2 protein-coding genes are annotated in these 25,309 nt (G+C 74.9%); both read right to left on the bottom strand.

The window, feature by feature from the left end; all coding sequences use genetic code 11:
* Position 1: 1 nt before the first annotated feature.
* Positions 2-20,275 (bottom strand): amino acid adenylation domain-containing protein, encoded by a 20,274-nt coding sequence (locus ABD296_RS25010; RefSeq protein ID WP_344271667.1) that lies wholly within the window; start codon positions 20,273-20,275, stop codon positions 2-4.
* Positions 20,275-25,221, bottom strand: a complete 4,947-nt coding sequence (locus ABD296_RS25005; protein WP_344271664.1) for an amino acid adenylation domain-containing protein — start codon at positions 25,219-25,221, stop codon at positions 20,275-20,277. The genes ABD296_RS25010 and ABD296_RS25005 overlap by 1 nt, the downstream gene beginning before the upstream one ends.
* Between the last annotated feature and the right edge of the window lie 88 nt (positions 25,222-25,309).

Below are 25,309 nucleotides of genomic sequence, written 5' to 3'. Positions count from 1 at the left end.
ATCAGTAGTCGAGCGGGGCGGTGCCCGGATCGGCGCGGGACATCAGCTCCCGCACCGCCTCCCGGCCCGCCGAGCCGTTGGTGAGCACGACGGCGCCGGTGCCCGCGCCGAGCCGCAGCACGGTGAGGCCGTGGTAGCCGGCCGGTTCGCCGCCGTGCCCGAACTGCGGGTCGGCGCCGGTGGGGTCGACGACCGTGCCGAGGCCGTAGAACGCGCCCTCGTGCTGGACGGTGAGCATCCGCCGGGCGGTCTCCCGCGACAGCGGCGCCAGCGGACGGCCGAGGTGGGAGCGGCGGATCGCCAGCGCGAGCCCGGCCAGGTCCGCCGCCGTCGTCCAGAGCCCGGCGGCCGCCATGTCCGGGCGGACGAGCCAGCCGCCGCGAACCTGCTCGCCGTCCGCGTCGTGCCCGCGGGCGGCCCGGCGTCCCTTCCCTTCGGGGAAGGAGTGCTCGAAGCCGCTCCCGGTCATGCCGACCGGTTCGAGGACGAGCTCGCGCATCAGATCCGGGAAAGGCCGTCCGGTGACGTCGGTCATGACCTGTTGCAGGACCGAGTAGTGCACGTTCGCCTTGCGGAAGACCGCTCCCGGCTCCGCGTCCATCGTCACCGGCGGGTTGGTCGCGGGCGGCCGCCCGTTCAGGACGTCCAGCACCGTGGGGACCGGCCCCCCGCGCGGGTATCCCTTGCCGGGGTTCGGCGCGAGCCCCGACAGGTGTGCGAGGAGATGCCGGACGGTGACGCGCGCGCCGCCGGGCACCCGCCAGCCGGTGAGGTAGGCCGCGACGTCCTCGTCGAGGTCCAGCACGCCTTCGTCGACCAGCCGCAGCGCGCCGAACGCCGTGACGTGCTTGCTCATCGAGCCGGCCTGGAAGCAGGTGTCCGGGGTGACGGGGTCGTCCCCGCCCGCCGCCAGGACGCCGCGCGTCTCCAGGGCGACGAGTTCCCCGTCCTGGACGATCGCGGCGCTCAGCCCCGGCACGTTGCCCGGCAGCGGCTCGTGCTTCGCCGTGGCCGGCGCCGGTGCCGTCCGCCGCGACTCGGGCCGTGGCTCGGGCTCTGTTTCGGGCCGCGACTCGGGCCGGGGCTGGGCGTCGATCGCCGCCGCCAGCTCGCGCAGGGTCTCGTGCTGGTAGAACATCAGCAGCGTCACCGGCAGCCCGGCCTGGACCGCCTCCAGCACGACCTGGATCAGCAGGATCGAGTGCCCGCCGAGTTCGAAGAACCCGTCGTCGCGGCCGACCCGCTCCACCTTCAGCGCACCGGCCCAGATCTCCGCCATGCGCCGCTCGGTCGGCGTCGCCGGCTCGGCGTGCGGCCGGTCCGGGCGCGCCTCGGCCGCCGGCAGGGCCGACCGGTCGAGCTTGCCGTTGGCGTTCAGCGGCAGGGCGTCCAGCGGCACGATGACCGCGGGGACCATGGCGGCGGGAAGCTCGGCCGCGCAGTACGCGGCGAGGTCCGCCGCGTCGCCGGGGCCGGCCTCGCCGTCGCCGGTGACCACGTAGGCCACCAGCCGGACGTCGCCCGCCGCGGTCCGGTCGGCGACCACGGCGGCCTCCCGGACGGCGGGATGGGCGGTCAGCAGCGCGGCGACCGCGCCGGGCTCGACCCGGTGGCCCCGGATCTTCACCTGGTGGTCGAGCCGGCCGAGGAACTCGGCGGCGCCGTCCGGCCGCAGCCGCACCAGGTCGCCGGTGCGGTAGAGCCGCGAGCCCGCCGGGCCGAACGGGTCGGGCACGAACCGCCCGGCGGTGAGCGCGGGCCGGTCCAGGTAGCCGCGCGCGACGCCCGCGCCGCCGACGAACAGCTCCCCGGGGACGCCGATCGGGACCTCCCGCAGGTCCTCGTCGAGGACGTGCATGCGGACGCCCGGCAGCGGCCGGCCGATCGGCACCACCTCGCCGTCCGCGGGTCCGTGCACCGGGTGGACGCTCGCGCCGACCGAGGTCTCGGTCGGCCCGTACTCGTTCACCAGGCGTCCGGGCCCGACCCGGTCGAGCCACTCGGCGGCGAGCCCGGCGGGCAGCGCCTCGCCCGCGACGACGATCACCTCAGCCAGCTCCGCGGCCTGCTCGGGCGTCACCTGCCCGGACAGGATCTCCAGATGGCCGGGCGTCAGCTTCAGGAAGCCGAACGGGGCGTGCCGCAGGAGTTCCTCGCCCAGCCTCGTCAGCTCCAGGTCCGGCGGCAGCAGCCGCACCGCCCCGCCGGCCAGCAGCGGCGCCCACAGGTTCGGGACGACCAGGTCGAAGGCCACCGAGGAGAAGACCGCGGAGCCGCCGCGGCCGCGCCCGGCCAGCTCCGCCGCGGCCCAGCCGAGGTGGTTCGCCAGCCCGCCGTGGGTCACCTGGACGCCCTTCGGCCGTCCGGTCGATCCCGACGTGTAGATCACGTAGGCCGTCTCGTCCGCGTGGGGGCGGGGGGCGGGCGCCCGGCCGGGGGCGGCGTCGATCCGGTCGACGGCGAGCACCGCGCCCGCGAAGTCCGTACCGATCGGCTCGGCGAGGCCGTCGCGGCTCAGCAGCGCCACCGCGCCGGCGTCGGTGAGCGCCTCGCCCAGCCGCGCGGCGGGGTGCGACGGGTCGAGCGGCAGGTAGGCGGCGCCCGCCCGCCAGACGCCCAGCAGGCCCGCGATCAGGTCCACGCCCCGGTCGAGCAGGACGCCCACCACGGTGCCGGCGCCCGCGCCGGCGGTCCACAGCGCCGCCGCGACGGCGTCGGCCCGCTCGATGAGGCCGGCGTAGGTGAGGGCGTCGTCGCCACAGACGACGGCCCGCGCCTGCGGGGTGCGCACCGCCTGCTCGGCGATCCGCTCGGGCACGCTGAGCGGGCCGTAGTCGGCGACCGGGCCGGTCGCGGCGCGCCGGAGGGTCTCGTCCTCGCCGTCGGGCAGGCAGGTCTGCCGGGCGTCGCCGTCCGGATCGGCGGCCATCGCCGCGAGCACCGCCCGATACATGCCAGCGAGGCGCTCGGCGTTCTCCGGCGAGAGCACCCGCGAGTTGGTGTGGAAGGTGAGCCGGGCCGCCTGCACGGCCACGGTCAGCGGGAACTCGTTGGAGCTGAAGCAGAAGTCGAGCCTGCGGTCGACCGGCCCCTCCTCGGGCTGGTCGAAGTCGATGTAGCTGAAGTACACGTCGATGAGGCGCTCGCCGCCGGCCAGGTCGTGCTGGATCGCCGACATCGGGAGGTGCCGGTGCTCCCACATCCGGGCCTCGGCGGCGAAGACGTCCGCGACCAGCTCACGCCAGGTCGCCGCCCCGCGGTCCATGACGACCGGGAGGGCGTTGAGGCTCATCCCGGCCACCCGGTCGGCGCCGATGACCTGGGCGCGCGAGTGGCACATCAGGCCGGTGACGAACGCGTGCTCGGGGGTGAGCCGGCTCATCACCTTCAGGTGCGCGGCCAGCAGAACGCTCTTGACCGGCACACCGGCGTCGTAGGCGAGGTGCTCGATGCCGTCCATCAGGTCGCCGAAGTGGACCTGGTGCAGGTGGACCTCGCCCGGCCCGGCGGAGACCGATCCCCAGCCGTCGGGGAAGGTGAACTTGGCGGCCCCGTCGAGCGCCGAGCGCCAGTACTCGCGGTCGCCGTCGCCTGCCAGCGCCGCGCGCTCGGCGGCGACGAAGTCGGCGAAACGCACGTCCGGTGCCGTGTAGGGCTCGGGCTCGCGGCCGTCGCGGTAGGCGCGGTACAGCTCCAGTGCCTGGACGCGCAGCAGGTAGAAGCTCCAGCCGTCCAGGATGACGTGGGACTGGGCGAACGTCAGCTGCCAGCGCCCGCCGGCCAGCCGGTGGACGGTCAGCCGCATCAGCGGCGCCGCCTCGTGGTCCAGCGGCTCTCCGGCCTCGGCCTCGAGGTGCGCGGCGAGCACCGCCGCCTCGGCGTCCTCGCCGAGGTCGCGGCGGTCCACCACGCGCAGCCGGATCCGCGCCTCCCGGTGGACGAGCTGCAGCGGTTCGGAGTAGCGCTCCAGGTCGACGGAGGTGCGCAGGATCTCGTGCCGGGACACCAACTCGTCCATCGCCCGGCGCAGCGCGTCCTCGTCGAACGGCTCGGCCGCGGAGAAGCCCACGGTCTTGACGATGTGGTAGTTCGGCTGCCCGGTGCTGGAGAGCATCTCCACGAGCATCCCGGCCTGCCCCTGGGTGAGCGGGTAGGCGTCGGCGACGCCGGCGGGGAGCCGGTCGCGGTCGCGTTCGGCGATCAGCTCGAACGGGGCGGCCCTGGTGGCGGACTCCTGGATCTCCTCCCGGCCCTCCAGCGCCCGCGCGAGCCCGGCGACGGTCCGCCGGGCGAAGACGTCGGGGACGCCGACGTCCAGCCCCTCCGCCCGCAGGGCGCCGACCAGCGACACCGCGCGGATCGAGTCGCCGCCGAGGTCGAAGAAGCCGTCCTCGACGCCGACGCCGCCGACGCCCAGGACCGCCGACCACACCGACGCGATCCGCTGCTCCAGCGCGGTGCGCGGGGCGACGTAGGCCCGGCGGGCGCGCAGCGCGGCGGCGCCGGGGGCGGGGAGCGCGCGCTTGTCGAGCTTGCCGTTCGGCGTGAGCGGGATGCCGTCCAGCGCGACGAACACCGCGGGCACCATGTACTCGGGCAGCGTCTCGGCGAGCCGGTCCCGCAGGTCGGCGGCGTCGGGCTTCTCCTCGCCCGCCGGGACGACGTATCCCACCAGCGCGGGCTCGCCGCGCTCGTCGTCGCGCAGCAGCACCACGGCGTGCCCGACCCGCGGATGGGCGGCGAGGGCGGCCTCGATCTCGCCGAGCTCGACCCGGAAGCCGCGGATCTTGACCTGGTCGTCGATCCGGCCGACGAACTCCAGCGAGCCGTCGTCCTTGCGGACGGCGGTGTCGCCGCTGCGGTACATCCGCGATCCCGGGGGGCCGAAGGGGTCCGGCACGAACCGCTGCGCGGTGAGGTCGGGGCGGCCGAGGTAGCCGCGGGCCACGCCCGGACCCGACACGTGGATCTCACCCGCGACCCCGTCGGGCACCCGGTTGCCCTCCGCGTCCAGCAGGTGGACCCGCAGGTCGCTGAGCGGTCGGCCGACGGCGTTGCCCGCCGCGGGGTCCAGGTCGCGCTTGGTGATCCGGTGGTAGGTGGTGTGGACGGTGGTCTCGGTGATGCCGTACATGTTGACCAGCGCCGTGCGGGCGAGGCTGCGCCGCTCCACCCACGGCCGCAGCTCGGGGATGTCGAGCTTCTCCCCCGCGAACACGACGGCGCGCAGGGCGAGCGATTTCATCCGCGGGTCTCCGGCGGCCGCCGCGGCCACCAGCGAGCGGAACGCGGTCGGGGTCTGCGACAGGACGGTGACCTCCTCGTCGACCAGCAGGTCGAGGAAGTCCTCCGGCGAGCGGGCCACCTCCGTCGGCACCAGCACCAGCCGGCCGCCGTGCAGCAGCGCCGCCCACATCTCGAACACCGACACGTCGAAGGCGTACGAGTGGGACATGCTGACCACGTCGGAGTCGTCGAAGGCGTAGTGCTCCTGCGCCGTCGTCATCAGCCGGACGACGTTGGCGTGCGTGACGGCGACGCCCTTCGGGCGGCCCGTCGACCCGGACGTGTAGATGGTGTAGGCGAGGTTGCCCGGCACGGCCGCGGACCCGGCCGGGTCCGCGGCGCCGTCGTCCGCCGGGACGGCCGCCTCCGCCGGATCGTCGAGCACCACGAGCCGTCCCCCGTGGATCGCCCGCGCGAGGTCGGTGCGCGCGTCGTCGGTGACCAGCAGGTCCACGCCCGCGTCCGCGACGATGTACCGGAGCCGGTCGGCCGGGTTGGCGGGGTCGAGCGGAAGGTAACCCGCCCCGGACCTGAGCACGCCGAGCAGCGCGGGCAGCAGGTCGGCGCCGCGGCCGAGGCACACGCCGACCAGCCGTTCCGGCGCCGCGCCCAGCGACCGCAGGCGGCGGGCGAGCCGGTCGGCGCGCGCGTCCACCTCGGCGTACGTCAGCGTCACGCCGCCCGCGGTGACCGCCGGCGCGTCCGGGGTGCGCGCCGCCTGCTCGGCGAAAAGCTCGTGCAGGCAGCCGCCCACGGCGGTGCCGGACGCGCCCTCGGCGACGTCCTCGGCGGCCGGTTCCGGCAGGTACATCGCGCGGGCGTCGCCGTCCGCCCCGGCGGCCATCGCCTCCAGCACCGCGCGGTACATCCCGGCGAGCCGCTCGGCGGCGGCGTGGCCGATCGCCCCGGTGTGCGTGCTCAGGTAGAGGCGGTCGCCGCGGTTGTGCACGGTCAGCCCGATGCCCGCCTCGACGGGCGCGTTGCTGATCCGGCGGCCGGTGTCGACGGCGTCGGTGTCGACCTGGTGGAAGTCCAGGTAGTTGAAGTAGACGTTGATGAGCCGGCCGCCGCCCCACTCCCGCTGGATGTCGGGCATCGGGTAGCGGCGGTGCGGCCACAGCTCGACCTCGCGGTCGAAGGTCCGCCGGACCAGGTCGGCCCACGTCCGGGCGCCGCGGTCCATCGCGAAAGGCACCGTGTTCAGGTACATGCCGTAGACGCGGTCGGCGCCGAGCTCCTCGGGCCGGGTGTCGCAGACCAGGCCGGTGTGGAAGGCCTGGGCGCCGGTGATCTGGCTCATCACCTTGAGATGGGCGGACAGCAGCACCGCCTTGAGCGAGACGCCCGTCGCGGTGGCGAGGGCGCGCAGCCCGTCGCCGAGGTCCTCGAACGGCACCTGCGCGTACACCGGCTCGACGTCCGTGGCCGCCGGACCGGCCGGGCCCGCCGGGGCCGTCGTGGCCGTCGCCCAGTCCGCGGGGAGGGTCAGCGGCGCGTACTCGCCGGTGATCCGCCGCCAGTAGCCGCGGTCCTCGGCCGAGTCGAGCGACGCCAGCTCGGCGGCGACCGAGTCGGCGAAGCGCACGCCGGGCGCCTCGTAGGGCTCGGGCTCGCGGCCGTCCCTGATCCGGCGGTAGACCTCCAGCAGCTCCATCAGCAGCAGGTGGTAGCTCCACCCCTCGGTGATCAGGTGCGCCTGGGTGAAGGTCAGCCACCAGGCCTCGTCGCTCTCCTGGTGGGCGAACATCCGGATCAGCGGGGCGGTCTCCAGGTCGAACGCGTCGGCCCGTTCGGCGGCGACGAACCCGCGCAGGATCCGCTCGCCCGCCGCGCCGGTCACGTCGGGGACGCCGCGCAGGTCCTGGACGCCGACCCGGATGCCCGCCGCGTCGCGCGGGTCGTGGACGATCTGCATCGGCACCGAGTAGCCCGTCAGGTGGATCGACGTGCGCAGGATGTCGTGCCGGGCGGCCAGCGTGCGCGCCGCCGCCGCGAGGGCGTCCGCGTCCACCGGCCGCTCGTCGCGGATCCGGAACGTGTTGATGATGTGGTACGCCCGGTGCCCGTCGTCGGCGAGCATCTCGACGAGCATGCCGATCTGGTTGCGGGTCAGCGGGTAGGCGTCGGCGACGCCGTCCGGGAGCGCGGCGCGGTCCCGCTCGGAGATCAGCTGGAACGGCGCGACCGCCGCCCGGTCGCCGGCGGTCAGCCGGTCCCGGTCGCGCAGCGCCTCGCACAGCCTGGCGACCGTCCGGTACTCGAAGACGTCGCGCACGGCCACGTCCAGGCCCTCGGCGCGCAGCGCGCCCACCAGCGCCACCGCGCGGATCGAGTCGCCGCCGAGGTCGAAGAAGCCGTCGTCGACACCGACCCGGTCGGCGTCCAGGGCGCGCCGCCAGGCGTCGGCCACCCGGCGCTCCAGCCCGGTGCGCGGCGCCACGTGCTCGCCGCGGGCGAAGTCGCCCTCCCCGGGCGCGGGCAGGGCGCGCCGGTCGAGCTTGCCGTTGGAGGTCAGCGGCAGCCGGTCCATCGCCACGAACGCCGCGGGGACCATGTAGTCCGGCAGGGTGCGGGCCAGCTCCGAGCGCAGCGCGGCCGGGGCGGGGCTCGCGCCCTCCTCCGCGACCAGGTAGGCGATCAGGCGCTCGTCGCGCACGACGACCACGCAGTGCCGCACCCGGGGGTCGGCCGCCAGCACCGCCTCGATCTCGCCGAGCTCGATCCGGTGGCCGTGGACCTTCACCTGGTCGTCCAGCCGGCCGAGGAAGTCCAGCGAGCCGTCCGGCAGCCGGCGCGCCAGGTCGCCGGTGCGGTACAAGCGCGCTCCGGCGGGGCCGTGCGGGTCGGGGACGAACGACGCGGCGGTGAGGTCCGGCCGGTCCAGGTAGCCGCGCCCCACCCCGGCGCCGCCGACGTGCAGCTCGCCGGGCACGCCCGCCGGGACGGGCTGCAGCCATTCGTCCAGCACGTGCAGGCGGGTGTTGCGGACCGCGCGGCCGATCGGCACCCGCGCCTCGGCGGACGTGGGGTCCTCGGCCATGATGACGGCGTGCGTGACGTCGTCGGAGCACTCGGTCGGGCCGTAGGCGTTCACCACCGGGACGCCGGGGAAGCGGGCGGACCACCGCGCGCACAGCTCCGGCGGCAGCGCCTCGCCGGTCACCACGAGCCACCGCAGGTCCGGCAGCGCGGGGGCCGGAGCGCCGGTGTCCCAGGTGTCCAGGGCCGCGCGCAGCAGCGACGGGACGACCTCCAGGACGGTGACGCGGTCGCTCGCGACCAGCCCGAACAGACTCTCCGGATCGAGCGCGGTCGCCGCGTCCACCACCCTGACCCGGCCGCCCACGACGAGGGGGGCCAGCATCTGCCACACCGAGATGTCGAAGGCGGGCGAGGCGTTCAGCACGACGGTGTCGGCGGCGGTCAGTCCGAGGTCCTCGATCTTGGCGAGCAGGTGGTTGCCCATGCCGCGCCGGTGGACCATGGCGCCCTTCGGCCTTCCGGTGGATCCCGAGGTGTAGATGACGTAGGCGAGATGGTCGGCGTCGGCGTCGGTACCGGCTTCGGCGGCTGGGACGGGAGCCTGTGCGGACGGGTGCGGCCATCCGTCCGGCTCGTCCAGCAGGACCACGGTCCGCCCGTCGCCCGGCGCCGTGCCGAGCAGGTCGCGGCGGGTGAGCAGCAGCTCCAGACCGGCGTCGGCCGCGATGCCCGCGAGGCGCTCCGGCGGCAGCTCCGGGTCGAGCGGCAGGTAGGCGCCGCCGGCCTTGAACACCGCCAGCACGCCGAGGACCAGCTCGGCCGACCGGTCGGCGCAGATCCCGACCAGTGTCTCGGGACCGATGCCCAGCTCGCGGAGCCGGTGCGCGAGCCGGTCGGCCCGGTCGTTCAGCTCGGCGTAGCCGAGCGAGACCCCGGCGGCGTGCACCGCCACGGCGTCCGGGGTCTCGGCCGCGTGCCGCTCGAACTCGGCCGGCACGCGGATCGCGACGGGCTCGCGGGCGGCCACGGCGCGCTCGTCCGGCAGCGGGTCCGGCTCGTCCGGCCCCAGGTACGTGTCGCGGGCGTCCCCGTCGGCGTCGGCGGCCATCGCCGCCAGCACCGCCCGGTACATCCCGGCCAGCCGCTCGCCGTTCGCGCGGCCCAGCACGCTGGTGTCGGTGCTCAGGCTGAGCCGGTCCGGCCGGCAGTGCACGGTCAGGCCGAACTCGGTCCGCGAGTCGCCGAGCCTCAGGTCGGCGCCGCCGGACGGCCCACCGGCCTCGTCCGGGCCCGTCCGGGGGAAGTCGAAGTAGTTGAAGACCACGTTCACCAGGCGCCCGCCGCCCCAGGCGCGCTGCATGGAGGGCATCGGGTAGCGCCGGTGCGACCACAGCTCGGCCTCGCGGTCGAAGACCCGCCGGACCAGGTCGTACCAGGTGCCTGCAGTACGGTCCATCGCGAACGGCACCGTGTTGAGGTGCATCCCGTACACGCGGTCGGCGCCGAGGACCTCGGGACGCGCGTCGCAGATCAGCCCGACGTGGAAGGCCCTCGCGTCGGTCAGCTGGCTCATGACCTTCACGTGCGCGGCGAGCAGGACGCTCTTGATCGACACGTGCGCCCGCGCGGCGAGGGCGTTGAGCGGTTCCTCCAGCGCGCCCAGTTCCACGCGCACGTCATACGGCTCCCCAGGGCCGGCCCCCGGCTCGCCGCCCCAGCCCTCGGGCAGGGCGACGGGCGCGTGCCCGTCGACGGTCGCCTGCCAGTAGGCGCGGTCCTCCTCGGAGTCCAGCGCGGCCAGTTCGGCGGCGATGAAGTCCGCGAAGCGCACCGGCGGCGCCTCGTAAGGCGCGGGCTCGCGCCCGTCCCTGATGCGCCGGTAGCAGTCCAGCAGTTCGGCCAGCAGGGCGTTGTGGCTCCAGCCCTCGGTGACCGCGTGCGGGCGGGCGACTGCCAGCCACCAGCCGCCGCCGTCGGCCACGTAGGCGCCCAGGCGCAGCAGCGGCGCCGCGGCCAGGTCGAACGGCTCGTTCCGCGCCGCGGTCAGCAGGTCCATCAGTGCGGCCTCGCGCTCGTCCTCCGGCAGGCGCCGCAGGTCGCGGGCGGTCACCGGGACCTCGACGGCCTCGTGGACGACCTGCATCGGGACCGAGTACGAGCCGAGGTCGAGGGAGGAGCGCAGCACCTCGTGGCGGTCCACGACGACCTGGGCCGCGGCGCGCAGCGCGCCCTCGTCGAACGGCCGCGGATCGGGGATCCGGTAGGCGGCGAAGCTCAGGTAGTGGCCCTCGCCGCCCATCATCTCGACGAGCATGCCGACCTGGGCCTGCGACATCGGGTAGGCATCGCCGGCTCCGGCGGGCAGTACCGCCCGGTCGTCCGGGCCGATCAGCTCGAACGGCTCGACGGCGCGCCCGGCGGCCGCCGCGGCGCCGCGTCCCGCCGCGGCCTCGGCCAGTCCGGCGACGGTGCGGGACACGAAGAGGTCGCGCACCGAGACGTCGTAGCCCTCGTCGCGCAGGGTGCCCACCACGACGATGGCGCTGATCGAGTCGCCGCCGCTCTCGAAGAAGCCGTCGTGCAGGCCGACGCGGGCCCGGCCGAGCACCTCGGCGAAGACCGCCGCGATGCGTTCCTCGGCCGGCGTGCGCGGAGCGATGACGGCCTCGTCCTCCGGTGCGCTGTCGGGTTCGGGGAGGGCGTGGCGGTCGACCTTGCCGTTGGCGTTCAACGGGATCGCCGGCAACTCCACGAACGCCGCCGGAACCATGTACTCCGGCAGCAGCCCCGCACAGTGCTCACGCAGGCCGGTGACGTCTCCCGCCGGGACCACATAAGCGACCAGCCGGTCTTGTCGGGCGACCACCACCGCATCGGCCACCCCGGGATGCGCCGCCACCACCGCCCGGACCTCACCCGGCTCGATCCGGTAGCCCCGGATCTTCACCTGATCGTCCAGACGACCCAGGAACTCCACATCCCCACCCGGCAGCACCCGCACCAGATCACCCGTCCGGTACAACCGAGACCCCACCTCGAACGGATCAGGGACGAAACGCTCAGCCGTCAACTCCGCGCGTCCCACATAACCGCGCGCCACACCCACGCCACCGACGAACAGTTCACCGGCCACACCGACCGGGACCAGACGCATGTCCGCGTCCAGAACGCGCATCGTCATCCCCGGCAACGGCCGCCCGATCGGCACGACCTCGCCCGCCACATCACCCTCGACCGGGAACACACACGTCCCCACCGACGCCTCCGTCGGCCCGTACTCGTTGAGGACCCGGCCGTCCGGGGCGAGTTCGCGCCAGGACCCCAGCGCCTGTCGCCCGAACGCCTCGCCGGCGACGACCAGCGTGTCGGTGAGGCCGCGGGCCTGCTCGGCGCCGAGCTGGTGGCCGAGCAGCTCCAGGTGGGACGGCGTGAGCTTGACGAACCCGAACGGCCCCTCCTGCGCGAGCCATCCGCCGAGATCGGCGAGGTCGGCGTCCTGAGGGAACAGATGCACCGCCCGACCCGACACCAACGGCGCCCACAAACTCGGCACCTGCAGATCGAACGCCACCGACGAGAACACCGGCGCACCACCCACGCCATCACCCAACAACTCCGACGACGCCCAACCCACATGATTGGCCAGCCCCCGATGGGTCACCTGCACACCCTTCGGCCGCCCCGTCGACCCCGACGTGAAGATCACATAGGCCGCGCGGTCCAGGTCCGGGCTTCGGTCGGGCCGGGTGGGCGGCATGGCCGCGATCCGCTCGGCCTCCCCGTCCAGGAACGACGCGTTTAGGAGGAGGGATGCGCCCGCGTCCTCCAGCATCGAGGTGACCCGGTTCGCCGGGTACGCCGGATCCAGCGGGACGAACGCGCCGCCCGCCTTCCACACCGCCAGCAGCGACACCACCAGATCGGCGTCGCGGCCGAGAAGGACGCCCACCACGGACTCGGGTCCGACGCCGCGGCCGATGAGGTGCCGGGCGAGGCGGTTCGCGCGCTCGTCGATCTGCCCGTAGGTGAACGACATGCCGCCGGCCGCCACCGCCGGCGCCTCCGGCGACGTGGCCGCCCGCTCCTCGAACAGCTCCGGCACCGACCGCGACGTCGCGGCGACGGCTGCGCCCTCGCCCCACGAGAGCAGGCGGTCGAGTTCGTCCCGCGGCAGCAGCTCGGCGTGCGGGTCCCCGTCGAGGTCGCCGGCGACCGCCTCCAGCGCGGCCCGGTACATGCCCGCCAGCCGGTCGGCGTTCTCCTGGGTCATGGTGTGCGTGTTGGTGCGCAGCGTGAGGATGCCGCCGAGCACGGTGACGCCGAGCGGGAACTCGGTCGCGCTGGCGTTGATGCCGTTGCCCTCGTCCTCGGCCCGCTCCGATCCGACGTCGTCGAAGTCCATGTAGCTGAAGAAGACGTCGGTGATGCGGCCGCCGCCGTGCTCGCGCTGGATGGCGGGGAGCGGGAAGTGCCGGTGCGGCCAAAGCCCGACCTCCCGGTCGAAGACCCGCCGGACGAGATCGCGCCATGTCCGGGCGGTCCGGTCCATCGGGAACGGCAGCGTGTTCAGCAGCATGCCGAGGATCCGCTCGGCGTCCGGCGCCTCGGGCCGCGTGTGCGTGACGAGCCCGGTGTGGAACTCCGGCTCGGGCGTGATCCGGCTCATCACGGCCAGGTGCGCGGCGAGCAGGATGCTCTTGAGGGACGCCCCGGCCTCGGCCGCGCGGGCGCGCAGCCGCGGTTCGAGGTCGCGGAACGACAGGCCCGAGCGGACGTCGGTCAGCGGCAGGACGGGGTCGCCGCGCCAGGCCTCGGGCAGGGTGAGCCTGCTCCGCCCGCCGACGACCTCCCGCCAGTAGGCGCGGTCCTCCGCCGAGTCCAGCGCCGCGAGCTCGGCCGCGATCGCGTCGGCGAACCGCACTGCGGGCCGCGCTTCCGGCTCCGGTTCGGCGCGGCCGGACAGGATCCGCTCGTAGGCGTCCACCAGCTCGCCGAGGAGCAGGTGATAGCTCCACCCGTCCAGGAGGGCGTGGCTCTTGACGAACGTGCAGCGCCAGGCGTCGTCGTCGTGGAGGTGCACGAAGACGCGCAGCAGCGGCCCGTCGGCGGCCTCGCCGAACGCGCGCGCCCGCTCCTCGGCGACGAAGGCGGCCAGGGCCGCCTTCTGCTCCGGCTCGCCGAGCCCGCGCAGGTCCCGCAGCTCGCAGGGGATGTCGGCGGCGGCGTGGACGAGCTGCATCGGCGTCGAGTAGCCGTCCAGGTGCAGGGACGAGCGCAGGACGTCGTGCCGGCCGGCGACGGCGGCGACGGCCCGCCGGAACGCCTCGATCGAGAACGCGCTGCCGCCGCGGATGCGGAACGAGGTGACGTCCACGTAGCTGTTGCGGGTGTCGTCGGCGAGCATCTCGACGAGCATCCCGGCCTGGTTCTGCGACAGCGGATAGGCGTCGACGACGCCCAGCGGGAGCCGGGCGCGGTCGGCGTCGGAGACCAGCTCGAACGGGGCGACGGCGGGCCTCGGGGCGGCCGCCGCGCCGCCGTCCCGCTCGGCGAGCCGCGCGCACAGCCCGGCGACGGTCCGGTGCTCCATGACGTCCCGCACCCCGACCTCGAAGCCCTCGGCGCGCAGGGCCGCCGCGAGCACGACGGCGCGGATGGAGTCGCCGCCGAGGTCGAAGAAGGCGTCGTCGACACCGACGCGGCCGACGCCGAGCACCTCGCCCCACAGGGCGGCGACGCGCTCCTCGACGGGTGTGCGCGGCGCGATGTACGGACGGTCCGGCCCGGTGCCCGCGGCGTCGCGGTCCGGGACGGGCAGGGCTCGCTCGTCGAGCTTGCCCGCCGTGGTGAGCGGGATGCGGTCGAGACGCACGAACGTCCGCGGCACCATGTGCTCGGGCAGCAGGGCAGCGCAGTGCTCGCGCAGTCCGTCGAGGGCGCCGTCGATCACGACGTAGGCGACGAGACGGACCGACCCCGTCCCGTCGTCGCCCGCGACGACCACCGCGTCCCGGACGGCCGGGGCCTCCCGCAGCACGGCGGCGGCCTCCCCCGGCTCGACGCGGTGGCCGCGGATCTTCACCTGGCCGTCGCGGCGGCCGAGCACCTCGGCGTCGCCGTCGGAGCGCCAGCGGGCGAGGTCGCCGGTGGCGTACAGGCGCCCGCCGCCCCCGAACGGATCGGGCACGAACCGCTCCGCGGTCATGGCGGGGTCGCCGGAGTAGCCGCGCGCGAGCCCCGCGCCGCCCACGTACAGCTCCCCGACGACGCCGACGGGGACGGGCTCCATCAGCTCGTCGAGGATGTAGAGGGTCGTGCCCGGGATCGGGCGGCCGACGGGCACCACGCCCTCGGGACGCGGCTCCTCCACGGTGAACGCGGCGTCGGCGACGGTGATCTCGGTCGGCCCGTACTCGTTCACGATCCGGCCGCCGCCGAGCAGCCGCGACCACAGCCCGGCGACCGGGCCGTGCAGCGGCTCACCGCCCACCACCAGCGTCCCGGCGAGCCCGGCGGCGCGGTCCGGGCCGAGCTGGTGGGCGAGCATCTCCAGGTGGGAGGGGGTCAGCTTGACGAAGTCGAACGGGCCGTTCGCGGCCAGCCATCCGCCGAGGTCGGCGAGGTCGCCGTCCTGCGGGAACATGTGGACGGCCCGTCCGGCGACCAGCGGCGCGTACAGCATCGTGACGGCCAGGTCGAAGGCCACCGAGGAGAACAGCGGCGCCCCGCCCGCCTCTCCAGTGCGCTCGGTGTCGCCGATGTACTCCGCGGCGGCCCAGCCCAGGTAGCCCGCCAGGCCGCGGTGGGTGACCCGCACCCCCTTCGGGCGGCCCGTCGACCCCGACGTGTAGATCACGTAGGCGGTGGAGTCGGGGTCCCGGACGACGGGCCCGGGAGCCGTCCCCTCCCGCGCGGCCTCGGCCGCCCGCAACCGCGTGCCGTCGAAGGCGCCCGCGAGCAGCCCCTCGTGCGCCTCCTCGGTCAGCACGATCCGCGCACCGGCGTCGGCCAGCACATGGCCGAGCCGTTCGGCCGGGTCGGACGGGTCCATCGGCGCGTAGGCCGCGCCGGCGCGCCACACGCCGAGCATGCTCGCCAGGAGGTCGGGGCCGCGCCCGAGCAGCACCCCCACCACCGTCTCCGGGCCCGCGCCGAGGTCGCGGAGCCGGCCGGCGATCCGCCCGGCCCGGTCCCACAGCTCGGCGTAGGTGACGGTGCCGGCCGCGCCGGTCACGGCGACGGCGTCCGGCGTCCGGGCGGCCTGTTCCCCAATCATGGAGCAGGCGTCGGCGTGCGCCTCGGCCGCCGGGCCTACCGCCCACTCCCCCAGGGTCCGGTCGCGCTCGCCGGGCGGCAGCAGGATCTCGCGGGCGTCGCCGTCCGGGCCGGCGGCCATCGCCTCCAGCACGGCCCGGAACATCGCGCCGAGGCGGTCGGTGTCCTCGAGCGTGAGGTGGTGCGAGTCGGCGGTGAGGATGACGTGCCCCACCCGCGAGGAGATGGTGAGCGGGAACTCCGTCGGCGCGTCGTCGCTGCCCGCGCGGTCGTCCACCAGGGCCGTGTCGACCTGGTGGAAGTCCTGGTAGTTGAAGTAGACGTCGATCAGCCGGCGCCGCCCGCCCGCGCGGCGCTGGATCTCGGGGAACGGGTGGCGGCGGTGCGGCCAGAGCTCGACCTCGCGCTCGAACGTGCGCCGGACCAGCTCCCGCCACGTCCGGGCGCCGCGGTCCACGGCGAACGGCAGCGTGTTGAGGTACATGCCGTAGACGCGGTCCGCGCCGAGGATCTCGGGACGGGCGTCGCACACGAGCCCGACGTGGAAGGCCGGCTCCTCGGTGAGCTGGCTCATCACCTTCACGTAGGCGGCGACGAGCACGCTCTTCAGCGACGCCCCCGCCTCGGTCGCCAGCGCGCGGAGAGCGTCTTCGAGGTCGTGCCAGGGGATGCCGACCAGGTGCTTCTCGCTCGGCTTGGGGTCGGGCCCGTCGGGCGCGGGCCGCTCGCCGGACCAGGCGGCGGGCACGGTGAACTTGGCGTGGCCGCCGACGACGCCGTCCCAGTACTCCCGGTCCTCGGCGGACTCCAGGGAGGCGCGTTCGGCGGCGATGAAGTCGGCGAAGCGGACCGCGGGCGCCTCGTACGGTTCCGGGTCGCGGCCGTCGCGGATCGCCCGGTAGCAGTCCAGCAGCTCCATCAGCAGGGAGTGGTGGCTCCAGCCCTCGAGGATCGGGTGGCACTCGGTCACCGCCATCCAGAACCCGCCGTCCCCTGTCAGATGCGCGTGGAAGCGCATCAGCGCGGGCGTGCCGAGGTCGAACAGCGCCGCCCGCTCGTTGGCGGAGAACTCCGCCAGGGCCTGGTCGGCCTCCTCGCCGGTCAGGCCGGTGAGGTCGTGGACGCCCATCGGCAGCTCGGCAGCGGCGTGCACGAGCTGCATCGGCACCGTGTAGCCGGTGAGGTGGATCGAGGTGCGCAGCACCTCGTGCCGCGCGACGACGATCCGGCCCGCGGCCCGGAAGGCCGCCTCGTCGAACGGCCCGTCGTCGTTGATCCGGAAGAGGGTGACGTTGTGGTAGGCGTTGCGGCCGTCCTCGGCGAACATCTCGACGAGCATGCCGATCTGGTTCTGCGACAGCGGATAGGCGTCGTCCACCCCGTCCGGCAGCGCGGCCCGGTCGCGGTCGGAGATCAGCTCGAACGGCCGCACCAGCGAGGCGCCGGCGGCGGGCAGGGCGGGACGGCCCTCGGCCAGTTCGGCCAGCGCGGCCACCGTGCGGTGCGCGAAGACGTCCCGGACCGAGACGTCCAGGCCGCGGGCGCGCAGCTCGCCGACCAGCGCGACCGCGCTGATCGAGTCGCCGCCCAGCTCGAAGAAGCCGTCCAGGACCCCGACCCGCTCGACGCCGAGGACGTCCGCCCACACGGACGCGACCTGCGCCTCGCCGGGCGTGCGCGGCGCGACATAGGCGCCGCGGGCCCGCACGGCCGCGTCGCCCGGCTCGGGCAGCGCGCGCTTGTCGAGCTTGCCGTTGGGCGTCAGCGGGATCGCGGCGAGCGGCACGTACACCGCGGGGACCATGTAGTCGGGCAGCGTGCGGGCCAGCAGCGCGCGCAGTTCGGCGGCGTCGGGCAACCCGTCCGCCGCGTCCTCTGCGGGAACGAGGTAGCCGACGAGCCGCTCGTCGCGGACGACCACGACGGCCTGCCGCACCGCGGGATGCGCGGTCAGCGCCGCCTCGATCTCGCCCGGCTCGACCCGGTAGCCGCGCACCTTCACCTGGTCGTCGGCGCGTCCGAGGAACTCCAGGCCGCCGTCCGCGGTGCGCCGCGCCAGGTCGCCGCTGCGGTACATCCGCGATCCCGGCGGGCCGAACGGATCGGGCACGAACCGCTCGGCCGTCAGGCCCGGCCGGTTCAGGTAGCCGCGGGCGACACCGGGCCCGGCGACATGGATCTCCCCCGGGACGCCGACCGGGACCGGGTTGCCGTACCCGTCGAGGAGGCGGATCGCCAGGTCGGCGAGGGGGCGTCCGACGCGGTTGCCGGCGGCGGGATCCAGGTCCGCCCCTGTCAGCCGGTGATAGGTCGAGTGGACAGTCGTCTCGGTGATCCCGTACATGTTGACCAGGGCCGGGGCGTCCAGACCGCGCCGGTCGGCCCAGGGCCGCAGCTCGGCGGTCTCCAGCTTCTCGCCCGCGAACACGACGGCACGCAGCGCGAGGCGTTCCACACGCTCGTCGCCGTCGGCCGCGGCGGCGACCAGCCCGCGGAACGCGGTCGGCGTCTGGCTGAGGACGGTCACGCGCTCCTCGGCCAGCAGGTCGAGGAAGTCCTCCGGCGAACGGGTCACCTCGCGGGGCACCACCACGAGCGTCCCGCCGAACAGCAGCGCGCCCCACATCTCGAACACCGACACGTCGAAGGCGTAGGAGTGGAACAGCGACCACACGTCCGCCGCGCCGAACCCGTAGTGCTCGTGCGCGGTCGTCATCAGCCGCACCACGTTGGCGTGCGTCAGCGCCACGCCCTTGGGCCGGCCGGTGGACCCGGAGGTGTAGATGACGTAGATCGAGTTGTCCGGGACCGAGCGGTTCGCCGGGTCGCCGTCCGGCGCGTCCGCCTCGTCCCGGCCGACCACGACGGTGGAGCCGTCGTGCACGTCGCCGACCAGTTCCAGCAGCTCGGGCCGCGTGACGACGACCTGCACACCCGCGTCGGCCGCCACGTGGGCGAGCCGTTCGGCGGGGTTGACGGGGTCGAGCGGCACGTACCCCGCACCCGACTTCAGCACGCCGAGCAGCGTCGGGATCAGGTCGGGGCCGCGCTCCAGGCAGACGCCGACCAGCGACTCGGGGCCCATGCCGAGCGACCGCAGATGGTGGGCGAGCCGGTTGGCGCGGGCGTTGACCTGCGCGTAGGTCAGCCTCTCGGTCCCGGCGACCACCGCGATCGCGTCCGGCGCCGCGGCGGCCCGCTCCTCGAAGAGCTCGTGGACGCAGCGTTCAACCGGCGGGCGGACGGCCGGATCGGCGAGGACGGCCGCCCGCTCGGCGCCGTCGAGGATCTCCAGCCGGGACACGGGCGCGGCCGGTTCCGCCAGCGCCGCCTCCAGCAGGGTCCGGAAGTGCGCGGTCATCCGCCGCACCGTGGACGCCTCGAACAGCGCCGAGGCGTAGCGCATCCGCGCGGAGAAGGCGCCGCCGGCGTCCTCCTGGACCTGCAGTTCCAGGTCGCACTTGGCCGGTCCCGACCCGGAGCCGAACTCCTCCACCCGGACGCCCGGCAGGTCGACGCCCTCGTTGCGCTCGCCGTGCAGGGTGAAGGCGACCTGGTAGAGCGGGGTCCGCGACATGTCGCGCTCGGGCTGCAGCTCGTCCACCAGGCGGGCGAAGGGCACCTCCTGGTGGTCGTAGGCGTCCAGCACCATGGCGCGCCCGCGGACCAGCAGGTCGGCGAAGGCGGGGTCCCCGGTCCAGGCCGCCCGCATCACCAGGCTGTTGATGCCGTAGCCGATGAGTCCCTGCAGCTCGGGCCGCGTCCGGCCGGACACGACGGTGCCCACGGGGACGTCCTGCCGCCCGGTGTAGCGGGCGAGCAGCACCTGGAACACGGTCAGGAAGACGACGAACGGCGTGGTGTCGTGGCGCGCCGCCAGCTCCCGCACCCGCTCCCCCAGCGCGGCGGGCAGGTCGAACGACACCTCGGCGCCGGCGTGGTCGCGGACGGCGGGCCGCGGGCGGTCCGCGGGCAGGTCGAGCGGCGCGAGCCCGGCGAGGCGCTCGCGCCAGTGCGCGAGCCGCCCCTCCAGGGCGTCGCCCGCCAGCTCCTGGCGCTGCCAGGCGGCGAAGTCGGCGTACTGCACGGGCAGCGGCGGCAGCGGCGCGGGGCCGTCCGCCGCGAAGGCCCGGTAGAGGGCCGCGAGCTCGGTGCCGAACACCGTGCAGGACCAGGCGTCGCAGGCGATGTGGTGGAACACCACGGCGAGCACGTGGTCGTCCTCGGACAGCCGCAGCAGCGTCCCGCGGACCGGCCACTGGCGTTCGAGATCGAACGGAGTCCCGGTCTCGCGGGCGACGAGCCGGTCCGCCAGCTCCTCGCGCTCGCCCGCAGGGTGGCCGCTCAGGTCGACCTCGTGCAGCGCCGGCAGGTCGCGGGGCTCGTCGATGATCTGGACGGGCGCGCCGCCGGACATCGCGTAGCGGGTGCGCAGGATCTCGTGCCGGACGATCAGCTCCCGCCAGGCGCGCTCCAGCGGTTCCCGCTCAACCGGGCCGCGCATCCGCAGCACCAGCGGCACGAGGTACTCGGCGCTGTCGGGCTCCAGCCGGTGCAGGAACCACATCTGCTGCTGCCCGTAGGACAGCGGAAGCGGGCGGGCCCGGTCGGCGCGGCCGATCGCCGCGGCGCGGCGCCCGGCGCCCCCGGCGCGCCCGCCACCCTGGAGGCGGCGCCGGAGCAGGTCCTCGCGCAGCGCCGCGGCGTCGCGCGCGTTCTCGTCGATGCTCATCAGTCCTGGCCCTCCAGGGGAAGCGAACCGGCCAGCAGCTCGGCGTCCGACAGCTGGGCGATCTCCGCGCGGACGCGGTCCTCGATCTCCAGCGCCAGCGCCGCGATGGTCGGGTTCTCGAAGACGGTCCGCACCTGCAGATCGATGTCGAAGGCGTCCTGGATCTCCGCGATCAGCCGGATCGCGACGATGGAGTTCCCGCCGGCCTGGAAGAAGTTGGCGTGCACGCCCACGGTGGTGCCGAGCAGTTCGGTCCAGATCTCCGCGATGCGCTCCTCGACGACCGTGCGGGGTTCGACGGCGTCGTCGCCGGGCCCGGTGTCGGGTTCGGGGAGGGCGTGGCGGTCGACCTTGCCATTGGCGTTCAACGGAATCGTCGGCAACTCCACGAATGCCGCAGGCACCATGTACTCCGGCAGCAGCCCCGCACAGTGCTCACGCAGGCCGGTGACGTCCCCCGCCGGGACCACATAGGCCACCAGCCGGTCTTGTCGGGCGACCACCACCGCATCGGCCACCCCCGGATGCGCGGCCACCACCGCCCGGACCTCACCCGGCTCGATCCGATACCCCCGGATCTTCACCTGATCGTCCAGACGGCCCAGGAACTCCACATCCCCGCCCGGCAGCACCCGCACCAGATCACCCGTCCGGTACAACCGAGACCCCACCTCGAACGGATCCGGGACGAAACGCTCAGCCGTCAACGCTGGATTGCCGCAGTAACCCCGCGCGACACCGACACCGCCCACGAACAGCTCACCGGCCACACCCACCGGAACCAGACGCATCTCCGCGTCCAGAACACGCATCGTCATCCCCGGCAACGGCCGCCCGATCGGCACGACCTCACCCGCCACATCACCCTCGACCGGGAACACACACGTCCCCACCGACGCCTCCGTCGGCCCGTACTCGTTGAGGACCCGGCCCTGCGCTCTCGCCCGCGCGAACGGAACGGCCAGTGCCGACGGCAGCGCCTCGCCGGCGACCACGAAGGTCTCGGCGAGGGCGCGGAGTTCGTCCATGGGGAGCTGCCCCGCGAGGATCTCCAGGTGGGACGGCGTGAGCTTGACGAACCCGAACGGCCCCTCCGACGCCAGCCACTTCCCCAGCCCGGCGAGGTCGGCGTCCTGAGGGAACAGATGCACCGCCCGACCCGACACCAACGGCGCCCACAAACTCGGCACCTGCAGATCGAACGCCACCGACGAGAACACCGGCGCACCACCCGCACCGTCACCCCCCAGCAACTCCGACGACGCCCAACCCACATGATTGGCCAAACCCCGATGCGTCACCTGCACACCCTTCGGACGCCCCGTCGACCCCGACGTGAAGATCACATAGGCGGCCCGGTCCGGGTCGCGGGCCACGTCCGGGCGGGTGACGGGCATCCGCGCGATCTCCTCGGAGTCCTCGTTGAGCACCGCCCCGGTCAGCGTCAGCGAGGCGCCCGCGTCCGCCGGCATCGACGCCGTCCGCTCGTCCGGCGCGGACGGGTCCAGCGGGACGAACGCCGCGCCCGCCTTCCACACCGCCAGCAGCGAGACGACCAGGTCCGCGCCGCGGTCGAGCCGCACCCCGACCACCGACTCGGGGCCCACGCCCCATCCGGCCAGGTACCAGGCGAGCCGGTTGGCGCGCTCCTCCACCTCCCCGTAGGTGACCGGCTCGGTGCCCGCCACCACGGCGACCGCACTGGGCGACGCGGCCGCCCGCTCCTCGAACAGTTCCAGCACCGAACGCGGCGCCGCGGCGACGGCGGTGCCCTCGCCCCACGCCAGCAGCCGGTCCTGTTCGTCGGCGGGCAGCAGTCCGAGGGTGCCCACCGGAACGCCGGGGTCTGTCGCGACGGCCTCCAGCAGCAGGCCGAAGTGACCGGCCATCCGCTCGATGGTCGCCTGCTCGAACAGGGCCGTGGCGTACTCCAGGCCGCCGACCATCGTGCCGTCGGGCTCGCGGCGCATGAACAGCGTCAGGTCCGTCTTGGCGACCCGCCACGCCTTGATGTAGGAGTCCAGGTCGCCGCCGGCCACCGACGCGGTGAGCTCCTCGTCGTGCAGGTCGAACGCCGCCTGGTAGAGCGGAGTCCGGGACAGGTCGCGGTCGGGCGCCAGGTCCTCCACGAGCCGCTCGAACGGCAGTTCCTGATGGGCGAAGGCGTCCCGGCAGGCGTCCCGGACCCGGACCAGCGCCTCCTCGAAGGGCAGCTCGGGGCCGAGGCCGCAGCGCACGACCAGGCTGTTCAGGAAGAACCCGACGACGCCCTCCACCTCGGGACGGTGCCGGCCGGCGACCGGCGTCCCGACCGGCACGTCCCACCGGCCGGTGTGCCGCGCCAGCAGCACGGCGAACGCGGTGAGGAGCGTCATGAACGGCGTGGCGTCGTGCCGCCGGCCGAGGCGGGTGAGCCCGTCGGCGACGTCCCGCCGGACGGTGAACGGTACGAGGGCGCCGCGCGGGTCCCGTACGGGCGGCCGGAGCCGGTCCGGGCGCAGTGCCAGCGGGGTGAGCCCGTGGAGCGCGCGGCGCCAGTGGGCGAGTTCGGCCTCGATCACCTCTTCGCCCAGCCGTTCGCGCTGCCAGACCGCGTGGTCGGCGTACTGCACGGGCAGGGGCGGGAGCGTCGCCGGTTCCGCGCCGTCCCGGTCGGCCGCCAGCAGCAGCCCGAACTCGCGCTGCAGGATCGCGGCCGACCAGCCGTCGCAGGCGATGTGGTGCATCGTCAACACGAGCACCTGCTCGCCGGGGAGGGTCGCCAGCACCGCCCGCAGGACCGGGCCGTTCTCCAGGTCGAAACCGCGGTCGAACTCCTCGTCGAGCAGGGCCGCGAACCCTTCGCGCGTGACCTCCACCGTGCGGAGTTCCGCGGGACGGGGCGGATCGACGAACTGGACGGGCTCGCCGTCCACGACGCCGTACCTGGTGCGCAGCGCCTCGTGCCGGGCGACCAGCGCGTCGAGCGCGCTGCGCACCGCGTCCGGCGAGGTCCCGGTGGGGACGGGGATTAGCAGCGGCGACACCCATTCGAAGGCGCGCGGGTTCATCCGGTCCAGCACCCACAGGCGGCGCTGGCCGGACGACAGCGGCAGCCCGCCCTCGCGCGGCACGGCCACCGGCCCTGCCGCCGGCACGGGCGGATCGGCGGAAGGCGGCGCCGCGATCAGCCTGGCCTGCTCCTCGACCGTCGCCGCCGCCAGCAGCCCGGGCAGGTGGATCTCCCTGCCCGAGGCCGCCCGCAGCCGGTTGGCCAGCCGGGTGAGCTGGAGCGACGTGCCGCCGAGGTGGAAGAAGTCGTCCCGGACGCGCACGCCCTCGACCTTGAGCAGGTCCTCCCAGACGCCGGCGACGAGCCGTTCCTCCGGCGTGCGCGGCGGCGCGTCGGGCGCCCACGGCCGGTCGCCGGCCGCGCCGGGCTCGGGCAGCGCCGCGCGGTCGACCTTCCCGCTCGAGGTGAGCGGGAAGGACTCGATCTCGACGAAGGCGGCGGGGACGTGCGTTCCCGGCAGCCGCTCGCCCAGGAAGTCCCGCAGGTCGCCGGGGAGGCCGCGCCCGCCGTCGACCGGCCGCACATGGCCGGCCAGCCGCAGGCCGAGGCCCGCGGTCCGGTACGGGGCGACCACCGCCTGCGCGACCCCGGGATGGGCCGACAGCGCGGCCTCCACCTCGCCGGGCTCGATGCGGACGCCGTTGACCTTGACCTGGTGGTCGAGCCGGCCGACGAACTCCAGCGTGCCGTCCTCGCGCCAGAAGACCAGGTCGCCGGTGCGGAACAGGCGCGAGCCGGGCGGCCCGAGCGGGTCGGGCACGTAGCGCTCGGCGGTGAGGGCGGGGCGGTCCAGGTAGCCGGGGCCCACCCCGATGCCGCCGATGTGCAGTTCGCCGCGCACGCCCGGCGGCACGGGGCGGCCCGCCGCGTCCAGGACGATCACCCGCATGCCGGTGACGGGGCGGCCGATGGCGACCGGCCCCGACGCCTGCGCCGGGTCGTGCCGGTGCGCGGTCACGTCCACCGAGCACTCGCTCGGCCCGTAGGTGTTGACGACGTCGGCCGGGACCCGGTCGCGCAGCCGGCGGGCGAGCTCGGCGTGCAGCTGTTCGCCGCCCGACAGCACGAGCCGGAGCGATTCGCAGCCGTCCCAGCCGGGCTCCTCCACCAGTGCGCGCAGCAGCGACGGTACGACCTGGACGACGGTGATCCGGTGCGCGGCGATCTCGCGGAGCAGCGCGGCCGGGTCGCGCTCGGCCCCGTCCGGCGCCGCCACGAGCGTGCCGCCGCCCACCAGCGGCGCGAACACCTCGAGCTGGGCGGCGTCGAACGTCATGGCCGTCTTGTGCAGCAGCCGGTCCCGGTTCGAGAGCCCGTGGGCGCGGGCCAGCCAGGCGACGGCGTTGGCGAACCCGGCGTGGTCGATGACGACGCCCTTCGGCTCCCCGGTCGAGCCGGAGGTGTAGAGGACGTAGGCGACGTCGAGTCCCGTCACCTCGACCGGGCCCGCGGGAGGCGGCTCTTCGGCGCCGGAACGAAGCTCCTCTATGAGGAGTGCGCGGGCGCCCGCCTCCTTCGCCGCCTCGCGGCCGGCGTCCGCCGCCTCCGTGGTCAGCACCAGGTCGGCGCCGGTGTCGCGGATCATCCAGGCGAGCCTGCGGCGCGGATGCCCGGGGTCGAGCGGCACGTACGCGGCGCCGGCCCGCCACACCGCGAGCAGCGCGACGACCAGGTCGGCGCCGCGGTGCAGGCACACGCCCACCCGCCGGCCCCGGCCCGCGCCGAGCGCCCGCAGGCGGCGTGCGAGCCGGTCGCTCCGCGCGTCCAGCTCGTCGTAGGTCAGCTCGTCGTCCCCGTCCACGACGGCGACCGCGTTGGGCGACTCGGCCGCCTTGCGGGCGATGAGGGCGGGAACGGTGACGGCCCCGTCGGGCGGGCTCGGCACGAAGGACATGGTGGCTCCCAGGCGGACGGCGGGCACGGCGGGACGGACGCCCGGGTTCGGGCGCCGAGCGGACGGGGCTACGGGGCGGCGCGGAGGC

It is taken from the genome of Actinomadura napierensis, assembly GCF_039529375.1.
GTDB classification, from domain to species: Bacteria; Actinomycetota; Actinomycetes; order Streptosporangiales; family Streptosporangiaceae; genus Spirillospora; species Spirillospora napierensis.
Note: the sequence above shows the minus strand (reverse complement) of the source record. Positions and strands in the feature narration are given on the sequence as shown.

What these genes read in the sequence shown, in the direction of transcription:
- ABD296_RS25010 (WP_344271667.1), bottom strand. Translation starts at nt 20,275, where the DNA reads ATGAGCATCGACGAGAACGCGCGCGACGCCGCGGCGCTGCGCGAGGAC.
- ABD296_RS25005 (WP_344271664.1), bottom strand. Translation starts at nt 25,221, where the DNA reads ATGTCCTTCGTGCCGAGCCCGCCCGACGGGGCCGTCACCGTTCCCGCC.